Genomic DNA, 19,862 nt, shown 5'->3' on the forward strand with positions numbered 1-19,862 from the left:
CGGTTACATTCCGAACCCGGAAGCTAAGCCTCACAGCGCCGATGGTACTGCAGGGGGGACCCTGTGGGAGAGTAGGACGCCGCCGAACTCCTTTTGATAGAGCTGGTCCCTGAACTTCGGTTCAGGGACCAGCTCTTTTTTGTTTCGCGTAACTTGCTGTTCACGTTGTGCGACCAACATCCGCAGACATGGGGACAGTTGGAATGTTGCGCGCCGCCGGCGTCGGTACCGGCGACGAGGTCGTCGTGCCCGCCTACGGGAACACCGAGGTGGCCGAAGCGGTGATCCTCGCCGGAGCGCTGCCGGTCTTCGCCGACATAGAGCCGGCGTCGTACTGCCTCGCCCCGGACGCCGTCGCCGCCGCGGTGACCCCGCGGACAGCCGCCGTCATCGTCGTACACCGCTTCGGCCACCAGGCCGACGTACGGCGACTTCGCGACGTGGGGCAGCGGCACGGGCTGCTCGTCCTGGAGCACGGTGAGGCGCAGGCCGCGGACGACGGCGTCGAGCGCCGGCGGGCCCACGCCGCGTACCTCAGCGGGCGGCTCAGTGGAGTCGTGACGCCGGACGGCGCGGACGGGCACAGTTACCAGCAGTACGTGGTGCGCGTGCCCGGCAACGGGCGGCCCGACCGGGACGCGTTCGCACACGCCGTACGCGCCAGGGGAGTCAACTGCTGGGTGCCCGTGAAGACGCCGGCGCACCGGCTGCCGCGGTTCCGGCGCGACGTGTGCCTGCCCGAGACGGAGCGGGCCGCGGACGAGACCCTGGCACTGCCGGTCGACGCGTCGATGACCCGGCGCGACCTCCAGCGCGTCGTCTCCGCGTGCAATGCGTTGGGCGGCCTTCTGCAGCCCGCCTTCTGACAGGAGTCAGAAGAAGGAAGCGGCGGTTCGGAGCACCCTCGTTTTCAGGTATGATCTATTCCGTTGCCGCGGGGAAAACCCCCAAAGCGCAGCAGGCCCCTATAGCTCAGTCGGTAGAGCGTCTCCATGGTAAGGAGAAGGTCAGCGGTTCGATTCCGCTTGGGGGCTCAGATAAAGAAGGCCTCCGTCCTGTGGGACGGAGGCCTTCTTTGTGTTCGGTCCTTCTGGGGACGTGTTCAGTCCTTCTGGAGACCAGGGACGCGCATCGCGAGGATCGCCATGTCGTCCGAGGGCGCGTCCGAGGCGAAGCGCTCCACCGCGCGCATGATGCGGGCCGCCACCGCGCCCGCCGTAAGGCCCGTGCAGGTCGTCAGGACATCCGCGAGGCCGTCGTCGCCGAGCATGCGGGTGCCCTCACGGCGCTCGGTGACGCCGTCCGTCACGCACAGCAGGACGTCACCGGGGTCGAGCGTCATCGTCTCCTCGTACAGTTCGAGGTCGTCCATGACGCCGAGCAGCGGCTGCGGTTCCGCGAACGGTTCGACCGTGCCGTCCTGGCGCAGACGCAGCGGCAGCGGGTGACCGGCACAGACGATCTTCAGGACCGCCGAACCGTCCTCCTGCGGCCACAGCTCGCCGTACAGCAGGGTCAGGAAGCGGCTGCGGGCGCCCTCGTCGAGGATCGCCGCGTTCAGGCGCTCCAGGACGGCGGGGCCGCCGAAGCCCTCGCGGGCGAGCAGGCGCAGGGCGTGCCGGGCCAGGCCCGTGACGGCCGCGGCCTCGGGGCCCGTGCCGCAGACGTCGCCGATCGCGAAGCCGTACGCGCCGTCGCGGATCGGGAAGAGGTCGTAGAAGTCGCCGCCGACCTCGTTGCCCTCGCCGGCCGCGCGGTAGATGACCTCGACCTCCACGCCCGGGATCTGGGGGAGGCCGGGCGGCAGCAGGCTGCGCTGGAGGGACTGGCTGATGGCCGTGCGCTCGGAGTACAGGCGGGCGTTGTCCAGGGCCAGGGCGGCTCGGCGGGAGAGATCTTCGGCCAATTCCAGGATCTCTTGGCGGAAGTGCTCGTCGGACGGCTTACCGAGAGTGAGCATGCCGATGACGCGGTTGCGCGCGACCAGGGGCAGGACCACCGTCTCGCCGCCCACCGCGGAGGCGGTGGAGAGCGTCGTACCGATGCCGGAGCCAAGCGTCGGCGATTCGCCGAGGCCCAGGCTCCGCATGGAGGTGCGCAGGGCCGCCTGATGCGCCGCCTCGGAAGGGGCGGACCAGATGCGTGCGCCCGGGGTGGGGACCGGGTCGGGCGGGGAGATCTTGGACAGCAGCGCCTTCAGCCCGTCGATGCGCTCCTCGTCCTCGTGCAGGACGTACGAGAGGTAGGGCTCGGCGGACTGGTCGGCGATGGTGTAGACGGCGCACCAGGTGGCGAGCGTGGGGACGGTCATCTGGGCCATGAGCGCCAGTGTCTGGTCGCGGTCCAGCGTGCCCGCGAGGAGGTCGGAGGCCTCGACGAGGAAGGAGAGCGAGCCGCGGCGGAGCCTCTCCAGCTCACCGAGGCGCGCGGACTCCACGGCGAGGGCGATCCGGTCGGCGGCGAACTGCAGGCGCAGGGCCTCCTCGTTCGAGTACCGGTCGGGGGCCTCGGCGGCGACGCCCAGGGAGCCGGTGAGGCGGCCCTCGACCTTGAGGGGGACCGTGACGACGGAGCGCATGCCCGTACCGCCCAGGAGCGGGACGGCGCCGGGGACGACCGTGAGGTCCTCGTGGACGGCCGGCATGCGGGCCGAGCCGTAGCGGCCGGGGCCCGCCTCGACGGGGACGCGGGCGAAGCGCTGGCGGGCCGAGGGCAGGCCGGTGGAGGCGCGGACCTCCAGCTCCGTCTCGTCGTCGGTGGCCAGGAGGAGGAACGCCGCGTCGCCGTCGAGCATGTCGCGGGCGCGTTCCACGGTGCGCTGGAGCAGGCCGTCGAGGTCGTCGGGGGCGGGGGAGCCGATGAAGATCTCGAAGGGGTCGGCGGCGTTCGGCTCGCTGCGGGTGGCCTGCTCGGGTGTCGCGCCGCGCAGCGGGGTCTGGAGCACGGCGCGCTCCTCGTCCCGGACGAGCAGGCAGACCGTGGAGGGCTCGCCGTCGTTGTCGCGGACACGCAGGTGCGAGGCGTAGACGGGGATCACGCGGCCGTGGGAGCCGCGGATGCCGTAGCTGCCCTCCCAGCGGGACAGTTGCAGGGCCTCGGCGATGCCCGTACTGGTGCCGGGGGTGTGCGGCCATGCCGCCAGGTCGTTGAGGGGCTTGCCCATGACCTGCTCGGCGGCGTAGCCGAACAGCTCCTCCGCGTCTTCGTTCCAGGCGCAGATGGCGCCCACCCGGTCGATCTGGATGACGGCGACGCGGACCCTGCCGTCGGCGAGGGGCAGCAGGTCGGCGGGGAGCGAGGGGCCGGCGGTGCGGGTGCCCACCGGGCGGTGGGGGAGGTCGAGTTGGAACCAGACCTGCTTGTTCGTGGGGGTGTAGTCGACGCCCCAGCGGGTGGCGAGCGCGGCGCAGAGCTGGAGGCCGCGGCCGCCCTCGCGGTCCGGGCCGCCCATGGTGGCGGCGGACTGCTGGAGCGGGATCTCGCGCTCGGGATAGCGGTCGGAGACCTCGATGCGCACGGCGTCCTCGCTGCGCAGGCACAGGACGTCGGCGGCCGTGCCGGCGTGCACCACCGCGTTGGTCACCAGCTCGCTGGTGAGGACCACCGCGTCGTCGACGATGTCGGAGAACCCCCAGCCCTGAAGGGTGTCGCGTACGAAGGAGCGGGCCGTGGCGACGGAACGCCCGACGGGCTCGAAGGTCGCAGCCGCACGCGCGGTGATCACAGCACTCCTCGTATGAGTATCGACGGTGTCGACTGTATCGACGCCCAGTTCTCCCGTACTCATGGTGCGGCCGCCCCTCCGATGCCCGCTTGTTCGTGTACCACCGCCCTGGCCGGGCAGGACCGGGGTGGTTGGACAGCCGGATGCAAGGTTACTTACCTTCGCCGTCCATGCTGATGCCGGTCGTCGGTGTTTCCGCCCGGAGGGTGTGCGGCCGGTGTGCGAAGCTGCCGAACTGTTATGGCCTGGTTCGGCCATGGTGAAACACTGGGCAGGCTTCATGGGGACAGCCCGAGCAGCCAAGCAGTAGGTCGACCCTTGCGGGAGGGACACAGTGGAGTCTGGCGCAGCGACGCGGGGCACTGACACGCGCGCGAAAGACGGACAGTCCCTGAACAAACAGCGCAAACCGCGTCACGGGACGACCGCCGCAGTGGACGCGGCGGCGCTCAATCGGCTGCTCGCCGCGCTGGTGGCGATGCGGGACGGCAATTTCCGGAAGCGGCTGACGGTCTCCGGCGACGACGTCATGTCGCAGATCGCCGCCGTCTTCAACGAGGTCGCCGACCGGAATCTGCACCTGACGGGGGAGCTCTCGCGGGTGCGGCGCATGGTCGGGCGTGAGGGGAAACTCACGGAACGGCTCGAGGGCGGGGCGAGCGAGGGCTCCTGGGCCGCCGCGATCGACGCGTCCAACGCCCTGGTCGACGATCTCGTACGTCCGGTCTCCGAGGTCGGCCGTGTCCTGTCCGCGGTGGCGGAGGGCGACCTGGAGCAGCGCATGGAGCTGCGGGCGCAGGGCGCGGACGGGAACGGCCATCCGCTGCGCGGGGAGTTCCTGAAGGTCGGGCGGACGGTCAACAACCTCGTCGACCAGCTGTCCACCTTCACCGACGAGGTCACGCGGGTGGCCAGCGAGGTCGGTACCGAGGGCAAGCTCGGCGGGCAGGCCAAGGTGCGCGGGATGTCCGGTTCGTGGAAGGACCTCACGGACTCGGTCAACACCATGGCGTACCGCCTGACGGCGCAGGTGCGGGACATCGCGCTGGTGACGACGGCCGTGGCGAAGGGTGACCTGTCCCGCAAGGTCACGGTGCACGTCGCCGGCGAGATGCTGGAGCTGAAGAACACCGTCAACACGATGGTGGACCAGCTCTCCTCGTTCTCCTCCGAGGTGACCCGCGTGGCCCGCGAGGTCGGCACGGAGGGCGAGCTCGGCGGCCAGGCGCAGGTGCCGGGTGTGGCGGGCGTGTGGAAGGACCTCACCGATTCGGTGAACCTGATGGCCGGCAACCTCACCGCCCAGGTTCGCGGCATCGCCGAGGTGACGACGGCGGTCGCGAACGGCGATCTGTCGCGGAAGGTCACGGTGAGCGCGCGCGGCGAGGTGGCCCAGCTCGCCGAGACGATCAACCAGATGACCGAGACCCTGCGCACGTTCGCGGACGAGGTCACGCGCGTGGCCAACGAGGTCGGTGCCGAGGGTCAGCTGGGCGGCCAGGCCAATGTGCCGGGCGCGGCGGGCACGTGGAAGGACCTGACCGACTCGGTCAACACGGTCTTCCGCAACCTCACGACCCAGGTGCGGGACATCGCGCAGGTGACGACGGCGGTGGCGAACGGCGACCTGTCGCAGAAGGTCACCGTGGACGTCGCGGGCGAGATGCTCGAGCTGAAGAACACCGTGAACACGATGGTGGACCAGCTCTCCGCCTTCGGTTCCGAGGTCACGCGGGTGGCGCGGGAGATCGGCGTCGAGGGTGAGCTGGGCGGTCAGGCGCAGGTACAGGGCGCGGCCGGCACCTGGAAGGACCTCACCGACTCGGTGAACACCGCCTTCCGCAACCTCACCGGGCAGGTGCGCAACATCGCGCAGGTGACGACGGCGGTGGCCAACGGCGACCTGTCGCAGAAGGTCACCGTCGACGTGTCCGGTGAGATGCTCCAGCTGAAGAACACCGTGAACACGATGGTGGACCAGCTGTCGTCCTTCGCCGACCAGGTCACGCGGATGGCGCGGGACGTGGGCACCGAGGGCCGTCTCGGCGGTCAGGCGCGCGTGGACGGCGTCAGCGGTACGTGGAAGGACCTCACCGACTCCGTCAACTTCATGGCGGGGAACCTGACCTCGCAGGTGCGTCAGATCGCGCAGGTGACGACGGCCGTGGCGCGCGGTGACCTGTCGCAGAAGATCGAGGTCGACGCGCGGGGCGAGATCCTGGAGCTGAAGAACACCATCAACACGATGGTCGACCAGCTCTCCGCCTTCGCCGACCAGGTGACCCGGGTGGCCCGGGAGGTGGGCACCGAGGGGCGGCTCGGCGGGCAGGCGCAGGTGCCGGGCGTCGCCGGTGTGTGGCGCGACCTGACGGACTCCGTGAACGGCATGGCCGGCAACCTCACCGCCCAGGTGCGCAACATCGCGCAGGTCGCGACGGCGGTGGCCCGCGGTGACCTGTCCCAGAAGATCGACGTGGACGCGCGCGGCGAGATCCTGGAGCTGAAGAACACCCTGAACACGATGGTCGACCAGCTCTCGGCCTTCGCGGAGCAGGTCACGCGGGTCTCCCGCGAGGTGGGTACCGACGGCATCCTGGGCGGCCAGGCCGAGGTCCAGGGCGTCTCGGGCACCTGGAAGGACCTCACGCAGTCCGTGAACGGCATGGCGAACAACCTCACCCTCCAGGTGCGGAACATCGCCGAGGTCACCACGGCCGTCGCCATGGGCGACCTCTCCAAGAAGATCACCGTCGACGCCAAGGGCGAGATCCTCGAACTCGTCACGACCGTCAACACCATGGTCGACCAGCTCTCCTCGTTCGCCGAGCAGGTCACGCGCGTGGCCCGTGAGGTGGGCACCGAGGGCCAGTTGGGCGGTCAGGCGCGGGTGCCGGGTGTCACCGGCATCTGGAAGGACCTGAGCGACAACGTCAACCTGATGGCCAACAACCTGACCAGCCAGGTCCGCAACATCTCCCAGGTCTCCGCGGCGGTCGCCAACGGCGACCTGACCAAGAAGGTCACGGTCGAGGCGCGCGGCGAGGTCGCGCAGCTCGCCGACACGGTCAACACCATGGTGACGACGCTGAGTTCGTTCGCCGACGAGGTCACGCGGGTGGCCCGTGAGGTGGGCACGGACGGCATCCTGGGCGGCCAGGCGCGGGTGCCGGGCGTCTCGGGTACGTGGAAGGACCTCACCGAGTCCGTGAACTCGATGGCGTCCAACCTGACCGGACAGGTCCGCAACATCGCGATGGTCACCACCGCGATCGCCAAGGGCGACCTCACCAAGAAGATCGACATCGACGCCCGGGGCGAGATCCTGGAGCTCAAGACCACCATCAACACCATGGTGGACCAGCTGTCGTCGTTCGCCGAGCAGGTCACCCGGGTCGCCCGCGAGGTGGGCACGGAGGGGCAGCTGGGCGGCCAGGCACGCGTGCGGGACGTCGACGGCACCTGGCGGGACCTGACCGAGTCCGTGAACGAGATGGCCGGAAACCTCACCCGTCAGGTGCGCGCCATCGCCAAGGTCGCCACCGCGGTGACCCGCGGCGACCTCAACCTGAAGATCGAGGTCGACGCGGCCGGCGAGATCCAGGTCCTCCAGGACAACATCAACACGATGATCGCGAACCTTCGCGACACCACCCTCGCCAACAAGGAACAGGACTGGCTCAAGGGCAACCTCGCGCGGATCTCGGGCCTGATGCAGGGCCGCCGCGACCTGGAGGACGTCGCCTCGCTGATCATGAGCGAGCTGACGCCGGTGGTCTCCGCGCAGCACGGCGCGTTCTTCCTGGCGATGCCCACCGACGACGGCACGGATGTCGGGGGCGCCGGCGAGGACGCGTACGAACTGCGCATGCTCGGCAGCTACGGCTACTCCATGGGGTCGATGCCGACGTCCTTCCGGCCCGGCGAGACACTGATCGGCACGGCCGCCAAGGAGCGGCGCACGATCCTCGTGGAGAACGCCCCCACCGGTTACCTGCGGATCGCCTCCGGGCTCGGTGAGGCGCCGCCCGCGCAGGTCATCGTGTTGCCGGTGCTCTTCGAGGGGACCGTCCTCGGCGTGATCGAGCTGGCCTCGTTCCAGCCCTTCACCCAGATCCAGAAAGACTTCCTCAGCCAGATCGCCGAGATGATCGCGACGAGCGTCAACACCATCAGCGTCAACACGAAGACCGAGGTGCTGCTCAAGCAGTCGCAGGAGCTGACCGAGCAACTGCGCGAGCGGTCGGCCGAGTTGGAGAACCGCCAAAAGGCGCTCCAGGACTCCAACGCGGAGCTGGAGGAGAAGGCGGAGCTGCTGGCCCGGCAGAACCGCGACATCGAGGTCAAGAACACCGAGATCGAAGAGGCCAGGCAGGTCCTGGAGGAGCGGGCCGAACAGCTCGCGGTCTCCATGCGCTACAAGTCGGAGTTCCTCGCGAACATGTCGCACGAGCTGCGCACGCCGCTCAACTCCCTGCTGATCCTCGCCAAGTTGCTCGCCGACAACGCGGACTCCAACCTCACCCCCAAGCAGGTGGAGTTCGCCGAGACGATCCACGGCGCGGGCTCCGACCTGCTCCAGCTCATCAACGACATCCTCGACCTCTCCAAGGTCGAGGCGGGCAAGATGGACGTCTCCCCGACACGCATCGCCCTTGTGCAACTCGTCGACTACGTAGAGGCCACTTTCCGGCCGCTGACCGCCGAGAAGGGACTCGACTTCTCCGTACGCGTGTCCCCCGAGCTGCCCGCCACCTTGCACACCGACGAGCAGCGTCTGCTCCAGGTGCTGCGCAACCTCCTGTCCAACGCGGTGAAGTTCACCGACACCGGAGCGGTCGAGCTGGTGATCCGGCACGCCAACAACGACGTGCCCGACGCGATCAGGGAGCAGCTCCTGGAGGCGGGCTCGCTGCGGGACGCGGGAGCCGACCTGATCGCCTTCTCCGTGACGGACACCGGCATCGGCATCGCGGCGAGCAAGATGCGGGTCATCTTCGAGGCCTTCAAGCAGGCTGACGGGACGACCAGCCGCAAGTACGGCGGCACCGGTCTCGGTCTGTCCATCAGCCGGGAGATCGCGCGCCTGCTCGGCGGTGAGATCCACGCCCAGAGCGAGCCGGGCCGCGGTTCGACCTTCACGCTCTATTTGCCCCTGCACGCCAGCGAACTGCCGCCCCAGGGCTACGCGCAGCTGACGCCCGCCCCTTCGACGGCGGAGCTGCCCGCGGCCGAGGGCGCTGTGGCGGCCGATTCCACGGCCCCGGACGAGGGCGGAGCGGCACGGCAGGAGACGCCGGCGGGTCCCGCGGCGCTCTTCCGGCGCCGCCGCCGGTCGGTGTCCCCGCCGGAGCAGCCGTCCATGACACCGGGGCAGCAGGCGGCCGGGGCGCAGGACCAGCGCCGGCCGGAGCAGTGGCCCGCCGCCCCGGCGCAGGAGGCGCAGCCCGCGCGGCGCGGCTTCCACTTCGACGGCGAGAAGGTTCTGATCGTCGACGACGACATCCGCAACGTCTTCGCGCTCACCAGCGTCCTGGAGCAGCACGGCCTCTCGGTGCTGTACGCGGAGAACGGCCGCGAGGGCATCGAAGTGCTGGAGCAGCACGATGATGTGACGGTCGTTCTGATGGACATCATGATGCCCGAGATGGACGGGTACGCGACGACGACGGCGATCCGCAGGATGCCGCAGTTCGCCGGGCTCCCGATCATCGCGCTCACGGCGAAGGCCATGAAGGGCGACCGGGAGAAGGCGATCGAGTCCGGAGCTTCCGACTACGTCACCAAGCCGGTCGATCCCGATCACCTGTTGTCGGTGATGGAGCAGTGGATGCGCGGTCAGTGACCGAGAACCGGCTTCGTCACACGGAGTTGCCGACAGAGTGTGGCCGAGGTCGTGTAGAACGACGGTATGCGGGGAACCTTCTGGTCTCCCATCGCGTTTCTGCTACGTGCACAGTGACATCGCGGTGACAGGGTGTGGCGACAGGCGGGGTGCGGCTACGATGACCGGCACAAGGACGGGCGGCGCAAGGGAGTCGTCCTCTGGGGCGGCGCCCGGTGTTTCGCCGGGGCGAGGAGGGCGGGCCATGGTGCAGAAGGCCAAGATCCTCCTGGTCGATGACCGGCCGGAGAATCTGCTGGCGCTGGAGGCCATCCTCTCTGCGCTCGATCAGACACTGGTGCGGGCATCTTCCGGGGAGGAAGCGCTCAAAGCACTACTCACGGACGACTTCGCGGTCATCCTGCTGGATGTTCAGATGCCAGGAATGGACGGTTTCGAAACCGCCGCGCACATCAAGCGGCGGGAGCGGACCCGGGACATCCCGATCATTTTCCTCACCGCCATCAACCACGGGCCGCACCACACCTTCCGGGGCTACGCGGCGGGCGCGGTGGACTACATCAGCAAGCCGTTCGACCCGTGGGTGCTGCGCGCGAAGGTCTCGGTCTTCGTCGAGCTGTACATGAAGAACTGCCAACTGCGGGAGCAGGCGGCCCTGCTGCGCCTCCAGCTCGAAGGCGGCGGCAAGTCGGCGCCCGGCGAGCCGAAGGAGCCGGCGGGCCTGCTCGCCGAGCTCTCGGCGCGGCTCGCGGCCGTCGAGGAGCAGGCCGAGGCGCTCTCCAAGCAGCTCGACGACGAGTCGGCGGACACGGCGGCGGTGGCCACCGCCGCCCATCTCGAACGCAAACTGACCGGCCTGCGGCGGGCTCTCGACGCCCTGGAACCGGGCACCGGCACCAGCACCCCCTCGGTCCCCTCGCAGAACTGACGGGCCGTGCCGCCCCGCGGACCCGGTGAACGTCCGTCAGTTCGCCGCCTCCGCAGGGGCGACACGAACGGGTGAAGCAGTGGGCACACGTGTCCGCAATGGTCGGCAGCGGTAACCTCACACCCATGGCCTCACGTCAGTCCGCAGCCAAGAAGACGCCCGCGAAGAAGGCGGTCGCGCCGACGAAGGCTCCGGTGAGGAAGGCCGCCGCCAAGCCGCCCGTGAAAAGGGCCGCGCCGAGGAAGGCGCCCGCGCGGAAGGCCCCGGCCAAGAAGGTCGCGGCGCGGAGGCCGGCTCCCGTGCCCGCCCCCAGCGCCACCAGCGGCCTGTACCGCCTGGTGCGTGCCGTGTGGCTGGGTGTCGCCCACGCGGTCGGCGCGATGTTCCGCGGCATAGGGCGCGGCGCGAAGGGACTCGACCCGGCGCACCGCAAGGACGGCCTCGCGCTGCTGCTGCTCGGCATCGCCCTGATCGTCGCCGCGGGCACCTGGTCCAACCTGCGGGGCCCGGTCGGCGAACTGGTCGAGGTCCTGGTGACCGGCGCCTTCGGCCGCCTGGACCTGCTCGTGCCGCTCCTGGTCGGCGCCATCGCCGTACGCCTCATCCGACACCCCGAGCGGCCCGAGGCCAACGGCCGCATCGTGATCGGCCTGTCCGCCCTGGTCATCGGGGTCCTCGGGCAGGTCCACGTCGCGTGCGGCGCACCGGCCCGCAGCGACGGCATGCAGGCGATAAGGGACGCCGGAGGGCTGATCGGCTGGGGTGCCGCCACGCCGCTGACCTTCACCATGGGCGACATCCTCGCGGTGCCGCTGCTGGTGCTGCTCACCGTCTTCGGACTGCTGGTCGTCACGGCCACCCCCGTCAACGCCATCCCGCAGCGGTTGCGGCTGCTCGGCGTCAAGCTCGGCGTGATCCAACCGGAACCCGGGGCGGAGGACTTCGCCGACGACGACTACGACTACGACTACGACGCCGGCTACGACGAGCAGTGGCGTCAGGCGCCGCCCGCCCGCTCCGCGCGGCGCCGCGCCCCCGCGCCCGACGCGTACGCGCCCGACCTCGCCGAGGAGGAGGCGCTCACCAAACGGCGCAGGCCGCGCAAGAGCCCCGTACACCCGGACGCCGTGGACGTGGCGGCGGCCGCCGCCGCCGATCTGGACGGTGCCGTCCTGCACGGCATGCCGCCCTCACCGCTGGTCGCGGATCTGACGCAGGGCGTCTCCGGGGAGCAGGAGGAGCGCGCGCGCACGGCTCCGGTACCGCCGGCGCGGGCCACCGGCGCCCCCGTGCCCGGCGAGCTGAAGAAGAAGCCGCAGGAGTCCGCCCGGAACCTGGGGGAGCCGGCGCGCAGTGTCGTGCCGGACCTCACCAAGTCCGCTCCCGAGACCCCGCGCGAGCTGCCGCCGCGCGCCGAGCAGCTCCAGCTCGCCGGCGACATCACGTACGCGCTGCCCTCGCTCGACCTCCTTGAGCGCGGCGGACCCGGCAAGACCCGCAGCGCCGCCAACGACGCCGTCGTGGCCTCGCTGACGAACGTGTTCACGGAGTTCAAGGTGGACGCCGTCGTCACCGGCTTCACGCGCGGCCCGACGGTCACGCGCTACGAGATCGAGCTCGGCCCCGCCGTGAAGGTCGAGAAGATCACGGCGCTGGCCAAGAACATCGCGTACGCGGTCGCCTCCCCTGACGTGCGGATCATCTCGCCGATCCCCGGCAAGTCCGCGGTCGGCATCGAGATCCCCAACACCGACCGCGAGATGGTCAACGTCGGCGACGTTCTGCGCCTCGCGGACGCCGCCGAGGACGACCACCCGATGCTGGTGGCGCTCGGCAAGGACGTCGAGGGCGGCTACGTCATGGCCAACATGGCGAAGATGCCGCACATCCTGGTCGCCGGAGCCACTGGCTCGGGCAAGTCGTCGTGCATCAACTGCCTGATCACTTCGATCATGATAAGAGCGACGCCCGAGGACGTGCGGATGGTCCTCGTCGACCCCAAGCGCGTCGAGCTCACGGCGTACGAGGGCATCCCGCACCTGATCACGCCCATCATCACCAACCCGAAGAAGGCCGCCGAGGCCCTCCAGTGGGTCGTACGCGAGATGGACCTGCGCTACGACGACCTCGCCGCCTTCGGCTACCGCCACATCGACGACTTCAACCGGGCCGTGCGCGAGGGCAAGCTCAAGACGCCCGAGGGCAGCGAGCGGGAGCTGCAGCCCTACCCGTATCTGCTGGTGATCGTGGACGAGCTGGCCGACCTGATGATGGTCGCGCCGCGCGACGTCGAGGACTCGATCGTGCGCATCACGCAGCTCGCGCGCGCGGCCGGCATCCACCTGGTGCTCGCCACACAGCGGCCCTCGGTGGACGTCGTGACCGGCCTGATCAAGGCGAACGTACCGTCCCGGCTCGCCTTCGCGACCTCTTCGCTGGCGGACAGCCGCGTCATCCTCGACCAACCGGGTGCCGAGAAACTCATCGGAAAGGGTGACGGTCTCTTCCTGCCGATGGGGGCCAACAAGCCCACCCGCATGCAGGGCGCGTTCGTCACCGAGGACGAGATCCACGCGGTGGTCCAGCACTGCAAGGACCAGATGGCGCCCGTCTTCCGCGACGACGTGACCGTCGGCAGCAAGCAGAAGAAGGAGATCGACGAGGACATCGGCGACGACCTCGACCTGCTGTGCCAGGCCGCTGAGCTGGTCGTATCCACCCAGTTCGGGTCCACGTCGATGCTCCAGCGCAAGCTGCGCGTCGGCTTCGCCAAGGCCGGCCGGCTGATGGACCTCATGGAGTCGCGCTCCATCGTGGGCCCCAGCGAGGGCTCCAAGGCGCGTGACGTCCTGGTCAAGCCCGACGAGCTGGACGGCGTGCTCGCCGTGATCCGCGGGGAGGCTCACCCGTAAGGGTCGCGAGGCAACCGTTTCCCCCGGGCATACGTCAAGTTGAGGAAGGGGACAGCACAGTGTCCCGCCATCGGGATGTCCGGCCATTCCGATGGCGTACAAAGTCCGTCCGTCCGGTTGCCCCACCCTTTCTCGGCCCCCGTAAACTGAACCTCCGGCAGGTGGCTACACGCGAAAGGCGCCCCCGTGTCCATCGGCAACTCCCCTGAAGACGACCGACCTTCGGACGACCGCCTCGACCGAATCGCCGGCCCCGCACCCGACGGCCCGGCGGACGACACCCCGGCAGGTGACCTCCGGGACGACGACCGGCCCTCGATCGGCACCGCCCTGCGCCAGGCCCGCGTCGCCGCCGGCCTGACCGTGGACGAGATCAGCACCTCCACCCGGGTGCGGATCCCCATCGTGCACGCGATCGAACAGGACGACTTCTCCCGCTGCGGCGGCGACGTGTACGCGCGCGGTCACATCAGGACGCTGGCGCGCGCCGTGGGGCTCGAACCGGCCCCGCTGCTGGCCCAGTACGACGAGGGCCACGGCGGCCGACCGCCCGCGCCCACACCCGCGGCGCCCCTCTTCGAGGCCGAGCGCATCCGCTCCGACCCGCGCCGGCCGAACTGGACCGCCGCCATGGTCGCCGCGATCGTCGCGGTGATCGGCTTCGTCGGCTTCACCGCGTTCAACGGCGGCGACGAGAGCGACGGATCGAAGTCGGTCGCCGAGGGCACCTCGGCCGGCGGCACCAAGCCCGCCCCCAAGCCCAAGGCCGCCAAGCCCGCCGACCCCAAGCCCGACCCCTCGGACAGCGCCATCGCCGGGGTGCCCCGGGACAAGGTCACCGTCAGGGTCGACGCCGCCGACGGCCGCAGCTGGATCTCGGCGAAGGACCACAGCGGCCGCACCCTCTTCGACGGCGTCCTGGAGCAGGGCCAGGCCAAGACCTTCCAGGACAAGCAGAAGATCGACCTCGTCCTCGGCGACGCCGGCGCGATCGACCTGTTCGTGAACGGCAAGCCGGTCCAGAACGAATTCGAGCCCGGCCAGGTGGAGCGCCTCACGTACACCAAGGGCGACCCGGAAGTCGGCTGACCGGCGCCGTACAGGCCCTGACCTGCACCGCGGCCGGGACCGCGGTGACCTGCGGGTGACGTGCCGAGGACCATGAGCCGACCGCCGGGTAACCCTGGCGGCGGGTGCCGAGGCGGGGACGAAGTAGTCTTGAGAGCATGCCCGAACGCCGCACCGTCGCCCTTGTCACTCTTGGCTGCGCCCGTAACGAGGTGGACTCGGAGGAGCTCGCAGGCCGCTTGGAGGCGGACGGCTGGCAGCTCGTCGAGGACGCCCAGGACGCGGATGTCGCCGTCGTCAACACCTGTGGCTTCGTCGAAGCCGCCAAGAAGGACTCCGTCGACGCCCTGCTCGAAGCCAATGACCTCAAGGGCCACGGCAAGACCCAGGCCGTCGTCGCGGTCGGCTGCATGGCCGAGCGGTACGGCAAGGAACTCGCCGACGCGCTCCCCGAGGCCGACGGTGTGCTCGGGTTCGACGACTACTCCGACATCTCCAACCGGCTGCAGACCATCCTGAGCGGCGGCAGCGTCGAGGCGCACACCCCACGCGACCGGCGCAAGCTGCTGCCGATCAGCCCCGCGGAGCGCCAGGACGCCGGGGCCGGTGTCGCCCTGCCCGGGCACGCCCCCGTGGCGGCCCCCCAGGACCTGCCCGAGGGGGTCGCGCCGGCGTCGGGGCCGCGTGCCCCGCTGCGCCGCCGCCTCGGCACCAGCCCCGTCGCCTCCGTGAAGCTGGCCTCGGGCTGCGACCGGCGCTGCTCGTTCTGCGCCATTCCGTCCTTCCGCGGCTCCTTCATCTCGCGCCGCCCCTCCGACGTCCTCGGCGAGACCCGCTGGCTCGCCGAGCAGGGCGTCAAGGAGGTCATGCTCGTCTCGGAGAACAACACCTCGTACGGCAAGGACCTCGGCGACATCCGCCTCCTGGAGACGCTGCTGCCCGAGCTGGCCGCCGTCGACGGGATCGAGCGGGTGCGGGTCAGCTACCTGCAGCCCGCCGAGATGCGGCCCGGCCTCATCGACGTCCTCACCTCGACGGAGAAGGTCGCCCCCTACTTCGACCTGTCCTTCCAGCACTCCGCGCCCGGCGTGCTGCGCGCGATGCGGCGCTTCGGTGACACCGACCGCTTCCTGGAGCTGCTGGAGACCATCCGGTCCAAGGCGCCGCAGGCCGGTGTCCGCTCCAACTTCATCGTCGGCTTCCCCGGCGAGACCGAGTCCGACCTCGCGGAGCTGGAGCGTTTCCTCACCGGCGCGCGCCTGGACGCCATCGGCGTCTTCGGCTACTCCGACGAGGAGGGCACCGAGGCGGCGACGTACGACCAGAAGCTGGACCAGGACGTCGTCGACGAGCGGCTTGCCCACATCGCCCGGCTCGCGGAGGACCTGACCTCGCAGCGCGCCGAGGAGCGGCTCGGCGAGAGCGTCGAGGTCCTCGTCGAGTCCCTGGACGAGGAAGAAGGGCCGCTGGGCCGCGCCGCGCACCAGGCCCCGGAGACGGACGGCCAGATCCGTCTGACGGGCACCACCGGTGGGGACGGCCTGCGGGTCGGCCGTATGGTCGTGGCAAAGGTCGTCGGCACGGAGGGCGTGGACTTGGTGGCTGAGTGTCTCGAGGAGGCCGGCAGATGACCGGCGTCCCGGCATCCGCGCCAGGCGGTCCCGGCACGCACGGCGCCCCGGGCGCCAAGCCGGCGCGTGGCGGGAAGCTGGGTGCTGCGGCGGTCAATCAGGCCAGCCTGTGGAACGTCGCCAACCTCCTCACCATGGTCCGGTTGCTGCTCGTCCCGGGCTTTGTGATGCTGTTGCTCGGCAACGGCGGCCATGACCCGGCCTGGCGGTCGTTCGCCTGGGCCGCCTTCGCGGTCGCCATGATCACCGATCTCTTCGACGGCCACCTGGCCCGGACGTACAACCTGGTCACGGACTTCGGGAAGATCGCGGACCCGATCGCCGACAAGGCGATCATGGGGTCCGCGCTGATCTGCCTGTCCTGGCTCGGCGACCTGCCGTGGTGGGTCACCGGGGTGATCCTGGGACGTGAGCTGGGCATCACGCTGTTGCGGTTCTGGGTGATCCGTTACGGAGTCATTCCGGCCAGCCGCGGCGGCAAGATGAAGACGCTGGCGCAGGGCACGGCGGTCGGGATGTACGTTCTCGCCCTGACGGGACCGCTCGCGACGCTGCGGTTCTGGATGATGGCGGTCGCCGTCGTGCTGACGGTGGTGACCGGACTCGACTATGTGAAGCAGGCCGTGGTGCTGCGCAGGCAGGGCATGGCCGAGGAACGTGCGGCGGAGATCGCATCCGCCCGGGAGGCCGCGAAGTGACATCCCCCGGACTCTCCGCTTCCGCGGTGACGGCGAGCAGGCTGCTGCGGCTCCTCGCCGCGCGCGGCGAGACGCTGGCGGTCGCCGAGTCGCTCACGGGGGGTCTGGTGGCCGCCGAGGTGACGGCGGCGCCCGGGGCCTCGATGGTCTTCCGGGGCTCCGTGACGGCGTACGCCACCGAGCTGAAGCGGGACGTGCTCGGCGTCGACGGCACTCTGCTGGACGAACGCGGGGCCGTGGATCCCGAGGTCGCGCGCCAGATGGCGGTCGGCGTCCGCAAGGCGCTCGGCGCCGACTGGGGCATTGCGACCACCGGTGTGGCGGGGCCCGAGCCCCAGGACGGCAAGCCCGTCGGCACCGTTTTCGTGGCGGTCGCGGGGCCCGGCCAGGACGGTGTGCGGGGTTACGCCGATGGCGGAGCCGAGGGGAAAGTCTCCGCCCTGCGGTTGAACGGAGACCGTACGGAAATCCGTATGGAGAGTGTACGGAGCGTGCTCACGCTGCTGCTCAAGCAGCTCTCGGGCGAAGCCGCCGGGAACAGAGGGGCACAGGATACGGAACAGAACGGGGGGTACTGATGTTTGCAGCCCTGAGTGAACACGACATCGCTCCCCGCACGGCCGCCGCGCGAGGCGGTACGGTGGGGCGTGAAGGATGCGGCTACGCGGTCCGAGGAGGGAGCCACCGATGATTCTGCTCCGTCGCCTGCTGGGTGACGTGCTGCGTCGGCAGCGCCAGCGCCAGGGCCGTACTCTGCGCGAAGTCTCCTCGTCCGCCCGAGTCTCGCTCGGCTATCTCTCCGAGGTGGAGCGGGGGCAGAAGGAGGCTTCCTCCGAGCTGCTTTCCGCGATCTGCGACGCGCTTGACGTACGGATGTCCGAGCTGATGCGTGAAGTGAGCGACGAACTGTCGCTCGCCGAGCTGGCTGAGTCTGCAACTGTCACGGAGCCGGTGCGTGCGCCGGTTCGCCCGATGCTCAATTCCGTCTCGGTGGCCGGTGTGCCGCCCGACCGAGTCACGATCAAGGCTCCGGCCGAGGCGGTGGACGTCGTCGCGGCGTGATGGCGTCGCCGAGCGGCTGAGCGCCCTGCTTGCGGAAGGTCCCGACCGGGTATCCGGTCGGGACCTTCGGCGTTCTCCCGGGGGTGAAACGTCCTGCGCGGTGGGACGGACGTCCTGTGTAGAAGCTCCCGAAGGGGATAGAAGACCTCTTGATCGGCCATATTGGCGTACTTATGCCATGGTTGATGAGGATTTCTCTCGATCGTCGATGAGTTGGAGGAGACAGATGTACGTCGCCAAGAGCCCGCTGTCCGACGCGGATCAGAAGACGGTCTCGGAGGCGCTGCAGGGCGCGCTGGTGGACCTGGTCGACCTCTCCCTGGTGGCCAAGCAGGTCCACTGGAACGTGATCGGCCCGCGCTTCCGCTCCGTACATCTGCAGCTCGACGAGGTCGTGGACACCGCCAGGCAGCACTCCGACACGGTGGCGGAGCGCGCCTCGACGCTGGGTGTCTCGCCCGACGGGCGGGCGGCGACCGTCGCGCAGAGCACCGGCATCGGCAAGACCCCCGAGGGTTGGATCAAGGACTCGGACGCGATCGGCGTCCTCGTGGACGCGCTCGGCGCGGTGATCACGCGGTTCCGTGAGCGGATCGACGCGACCGGTGAGGCCGACCCGGTCAGCCAGGACATCTTCATCGGCATCACGGCCGACCTGGAGAAGCACCACTGGATGTTCCAAGCGGAGAACGGCTGAGCCGGCGCTTGTGCGGGGCGGTGCCTCGGTTTGGCGCTCCGTGCGCCGCGTAGTGCTTCCGTTGCCGGTGGTACGCCCTCCCGAGGGGTGAACCAGGGCGTTTAGCGTCGATCTCGCGTCGGCGGGAGGTGGCAGCCGTGATAGCCGTGAGCGTGACAGCCGTGGCGTGGCGGATCGTGCGCTGGGTGCCTGCCCTTGGTCTCGGGGCGCTGTGGTGGTGGGGAATGCTGAGGCTCGCCTTCACGTCCGACGCGGGGGCCCTGGAGGGGGCTGCCGCGATCGGGGGGTGGGGGCTGAGCCTCCTTCCCGTCCACTGTGTGCCGGAATCCCGGGCACTGGGGCCGGCGAGGGCCCGAGCGCGGGCGCGGGCCGCGCGGCGGTCGGGGCCGACCGGGGCGCGGGAGGCGCGGGTCACCAGGGCATGGCGACGCCGCCGTTGGGGCGGAAAATCTGGCCCGTCGTGAAGGAAGAGGCGTCGGAGGCCAGGTGCAGCACGGTGTGCGCGATCTCGTCCGGTTCGCCGACGCGGCCCAGGGGCGACATCCGCGCCATGATCCCCTCGGTGTGTGCCTGGGCCCGCGCGTCGTGGCGCTCGGTCATCGGGGTGCGGATCCACCCCGGCGCGATGGCGTTGACCCGGATGCCGTGGGGGCCCACTTCTGTCGCCAGGGTCCTGGTGAGCTGGACGACGGCGGCTTTCGCCGCGCCGTAGCAGAGGAGGCCGGGGGCGCCGGTGCCCACCGCCCCCGAGGCCATGGTGATGATGCTGCCGCCTGCGGGGCTCGCGGTGACCGCGGCTGGGTTCGCTTCCGGTGCAGGGTCCCGGTTCGCGTGGATCATGGTGCGGGCTGCCGCCTGACATGCGTACAGCACGCCCTTGAAGTTGATGTTCATGACCCGGTCGAGGTCCTCGTCGCGCGTCTCCAGGACCGGGCTGCTGTGCATGATTCCGGCGATGGCCGCCATGACGTCCAGCCGGCCGTGGGGCGCGGTGGCCGCGGCGGCCGCGACGGCTCGGTCGACCTGGTCTTTGTCGGTGACGTCCAGCGGGTGCGCATGGGCTTCGCCGCCGACCTTCTTCTTGATGAGCGTCGCGGTCTGGTCGAGCCCATGGGTGTCGCGGTCGGCGCAGTGGACAGTGGCGCCCGCCTCGGCCAGGAGCAGGGCCGACGCCCGGCCGATACCGCCGGCGGCACCCGTGACGAACGCGGTGCGTCCCGTGAGGTCGTACGCCTTGAGGGGCATGACGGGACGGTACGACCGGATCTGACGGTGCGTCAACTGGGTGTGCGTGGCGCGT

Annotated in this window: 12 protein-coding genes, 1 tRNA gene and 1 rRNA gene; 12 read left to right on the plus strand and 2 right to left on the minus strand. The window is 70.1% G+C overall.

Features of this window, described 5'->3' with window-relative positions:
* The 3 genes from rrf to ACZ516_RS31830 form a co-directional block, all read left to right on the plus strand.
* Window positions 1-88: ribosomal RNA gene (gene rrf, locus ACZ516_RS31820) — 5S ribosomal RNA — on the plus strand; the annotation flags it as partial.
* A gap of 115 nt (window positions 89-203) precedes the next feature.
* Entirely contained in the window at window positions 204-866 is a 663-nt protein-coding gene (locus ACZ516_RS31825) for a DegT/DnrJ/EryC1/StrS family aminotransferase (protein WP_469013238.1), read from the plus strand.
* Window positions 867-961: 95 nt separating this feature from the next.
* Window positions 962-1,034, plus strand: a tRNA-Thr gene (locus ACZ516_RS31830).
* A 68-nt stretch (window positions 1,035-1,102) separates the two neighbouring features.
* On the opposite strand, the gene ACZ516_RS31835 is transcribed toward ACZ516_RS31830, so the two are convergent.
* Entirely contained in the window at window positions 1,103-3,724 is a 2,622-nt protein-coding gene (locus ACZ516_RS31835) for a SpoIIE family protein phosphatase (RefSeq protein WP_469013065.1), read from the minus strand.
* Window positions 3,725-4,058: 334 nt separating this feature from the next.
* Between ACZ516_RS31835 and ACZ516_RS31840 the strand changes: the two genes are divergently transcribed.
* The 9 genes from ACZ516_RS31840 (at window position 4,059) to ACZ516_RS31880 (ending at window position 18,562) form a co-directional block, all read left to right on the plus strand.
* Window positions 4,059-9,566 (plus strand): HAMP domain-containing protein, encoded by a 5,508-nt coding sequence (locus ACZ516_RS31840; RefSeq protein ID WP_361088083.1) that lies wholly within the window; start codon window positions 4,059-4,061, stop codon window positions 9,564-9,566.
* 244 nt (window positions 9,567-9,810) lie between these two features.
* Entirely contained in the window at window positions 9,811-10,494 is a 684-nt protein-coding gene (locus ACZ516_RS31845; RefSeq protein WP_358700445.1) for a response regulator, read from the plus strand.
* 125 nt (window positions 10,495-10,619) lie between these two features.
* Window positions 10,620-13,406 (plus strand): DNA translocase FtsK, encoded by a 2,787-nt coding sequence (locus ACZ516_RS31850; protein ID WP_361088087.1) that lies wholly within the window; start codon window positions 10,620-10,622, stop codon window positions 13,404-13,406.
* Window positions 13,407-13,649: 243 nt separating this feature from the next.
* Window positions 13,650-14,495: a helix-turn-helix domain-containing protein gene (locus ACZ516_RS31855; protein ID WP_467466757.1), complete on the plus strand. Its 846-nt coding sequence runs from the start codon at window positions 13,650-13,652 to the stop codon at window positions 14,493-14,495.
* A gap of 137 nt (window positions 14,496-14,632) precedes the next feature.
* Window positions 14,633-16,105: a 30S ribosomal protein S12 methylthiotransferase RimO gene (rimO, locus tag ACZ516_RS31860; protein WP_358581980.1), complete on the plus strand. Its 1,473-nt coding sequence runs from the start codon at window positions 14,633-14,635 to the stop codon at window positions 16,103-16,105.
* Complete coding sequence (gene pgsA / locus ACZ516_RS31865) at window positions 16,102-16,803, plus strand: CDP-diacylglycerol--glycerol-3-phosphate 3-phosphatidyltransferase (protein ID WP_358699840.1); 702 nt, start codon at window positions 16,102-16,104, stop codon at window positions 16,801-16,803. Before rimO ends, pgsA begins: the two co-directional genes overlap by 4 nt.
* Entirely contained in the window at window positions 16,800-17,381 is a 582-nt protein-coding gene (locus tag ACZ516_RS31870; RefSeq protein ID WP_361088091.1) for a CinA family protein, read from the plus strand. The genes pgsA and ACZ516_RS31870 overlap by 4 nt, the downstream gene beginning before the upstream one ends.
* A gap of 109 nt (window positions 17,382-17,490) precedes the next feature.
* Window positions 17,491-17,865: a helix-turn-helix domain-containing protein gene (locus ACZ516_RS31875; RefSeq protein WP_358581988.1), complete on the plus strand. Its 375-nt coding sequence runs from the start codon at window positions 17,491-17,493 to the stop codon at window positions 17,863-17,865.
* A gap of 226 nt (window positions 17,866-18,091) precedes the next feature.
* Window positions 18,092-18,562, plus strand: a complete 471-nt coding sequence (locus ACZ516_RS31880; protein WP_358581991.1) for a Dps family protein — start codon at window positions 18,092-18,094, stop codon at window positions 18,560-18,562.
* A gap of 411 nt (window positions 18,563-18,973) precedes the next feature.
* On the opposite strand, the gene ACZ516_RS31885 is transcribed toward ACZ516_RS31880, so the two are convergent.
* On the minus strand, window positions 18,974-19,807 hold the full coding sequence (locus ACZ516_RS31885) for an SDR family NAD(P)-dependent oxidoreductase (RefSeq protein ID WP_469013068.1): 834 nt from the start codon (window positions 19,805-19,807) through the stop codon (window positions 18,974-18,976).
* Between the last annotated feature and the right edge of the window lie 55 nt (window positions 19,808-19,862).

The sequence above is a fragment of the Streptomyces sp. NPDC034037 genome (assembly GCF_055575715.1).

Coding starts and splice junctions, on each gene's coding strand:
- rimO (WP_358581980.1), top strand. CDS start 14,633: ATGCCCGAACGCCGCACCGTCGCCCTTGTCACTCTTGGCTGCGCCCGT.
- ACZ516_RS31875 (WP_358581988.1), top strand. CDS start 17,491: ATGATTCTGCTCCGTCGCCTGCTGGGTGACGTGCTGCGTCGGCAGCGC.
- ACZ516_RS31825 (WP_469013238.1), top strand. CDS start 204: ATGTTGCGCGCCGCCGGCGTCGGTACCGGCGACGAGGTCGTCGTGCCC.
- ACZ516_RS31850 (WP_361088087.1), top strand. CDS start 10,620: ATGGCCTCACGTCAGTCCGCAGCCAAGAAGACGCCCGCGAAGAAGGCG.
- ACZ516_RS31880 (WP_358581991.1), top strand. CDS start 18,092: ATGTACGTCGCCAAGAGCCCGCTGTCCGACGCGGATCAGAAGACGGTC.
- ACZ516_RS31845 (WP_358700445.1), top strand. CDS start 9,811: ATGGTGCAGAAGGCCAAGATCCTCCTGGTCGATGACCGGCCGGAGAAT.
- pgsA (WP_358699840.1), top strand. CDS start 16,102: ATGACCGGCGTCCCGGCATCCGCGCCAGGCGGTCCCGGCACGCACGGC.
- ACZ516_RS31885 (WP_469013068.1), bottom strand. CDS start 19,807: ATGCCCCTCAAGGCGTACGACCTCACGGGACGCACCGCGTTCGTCACG.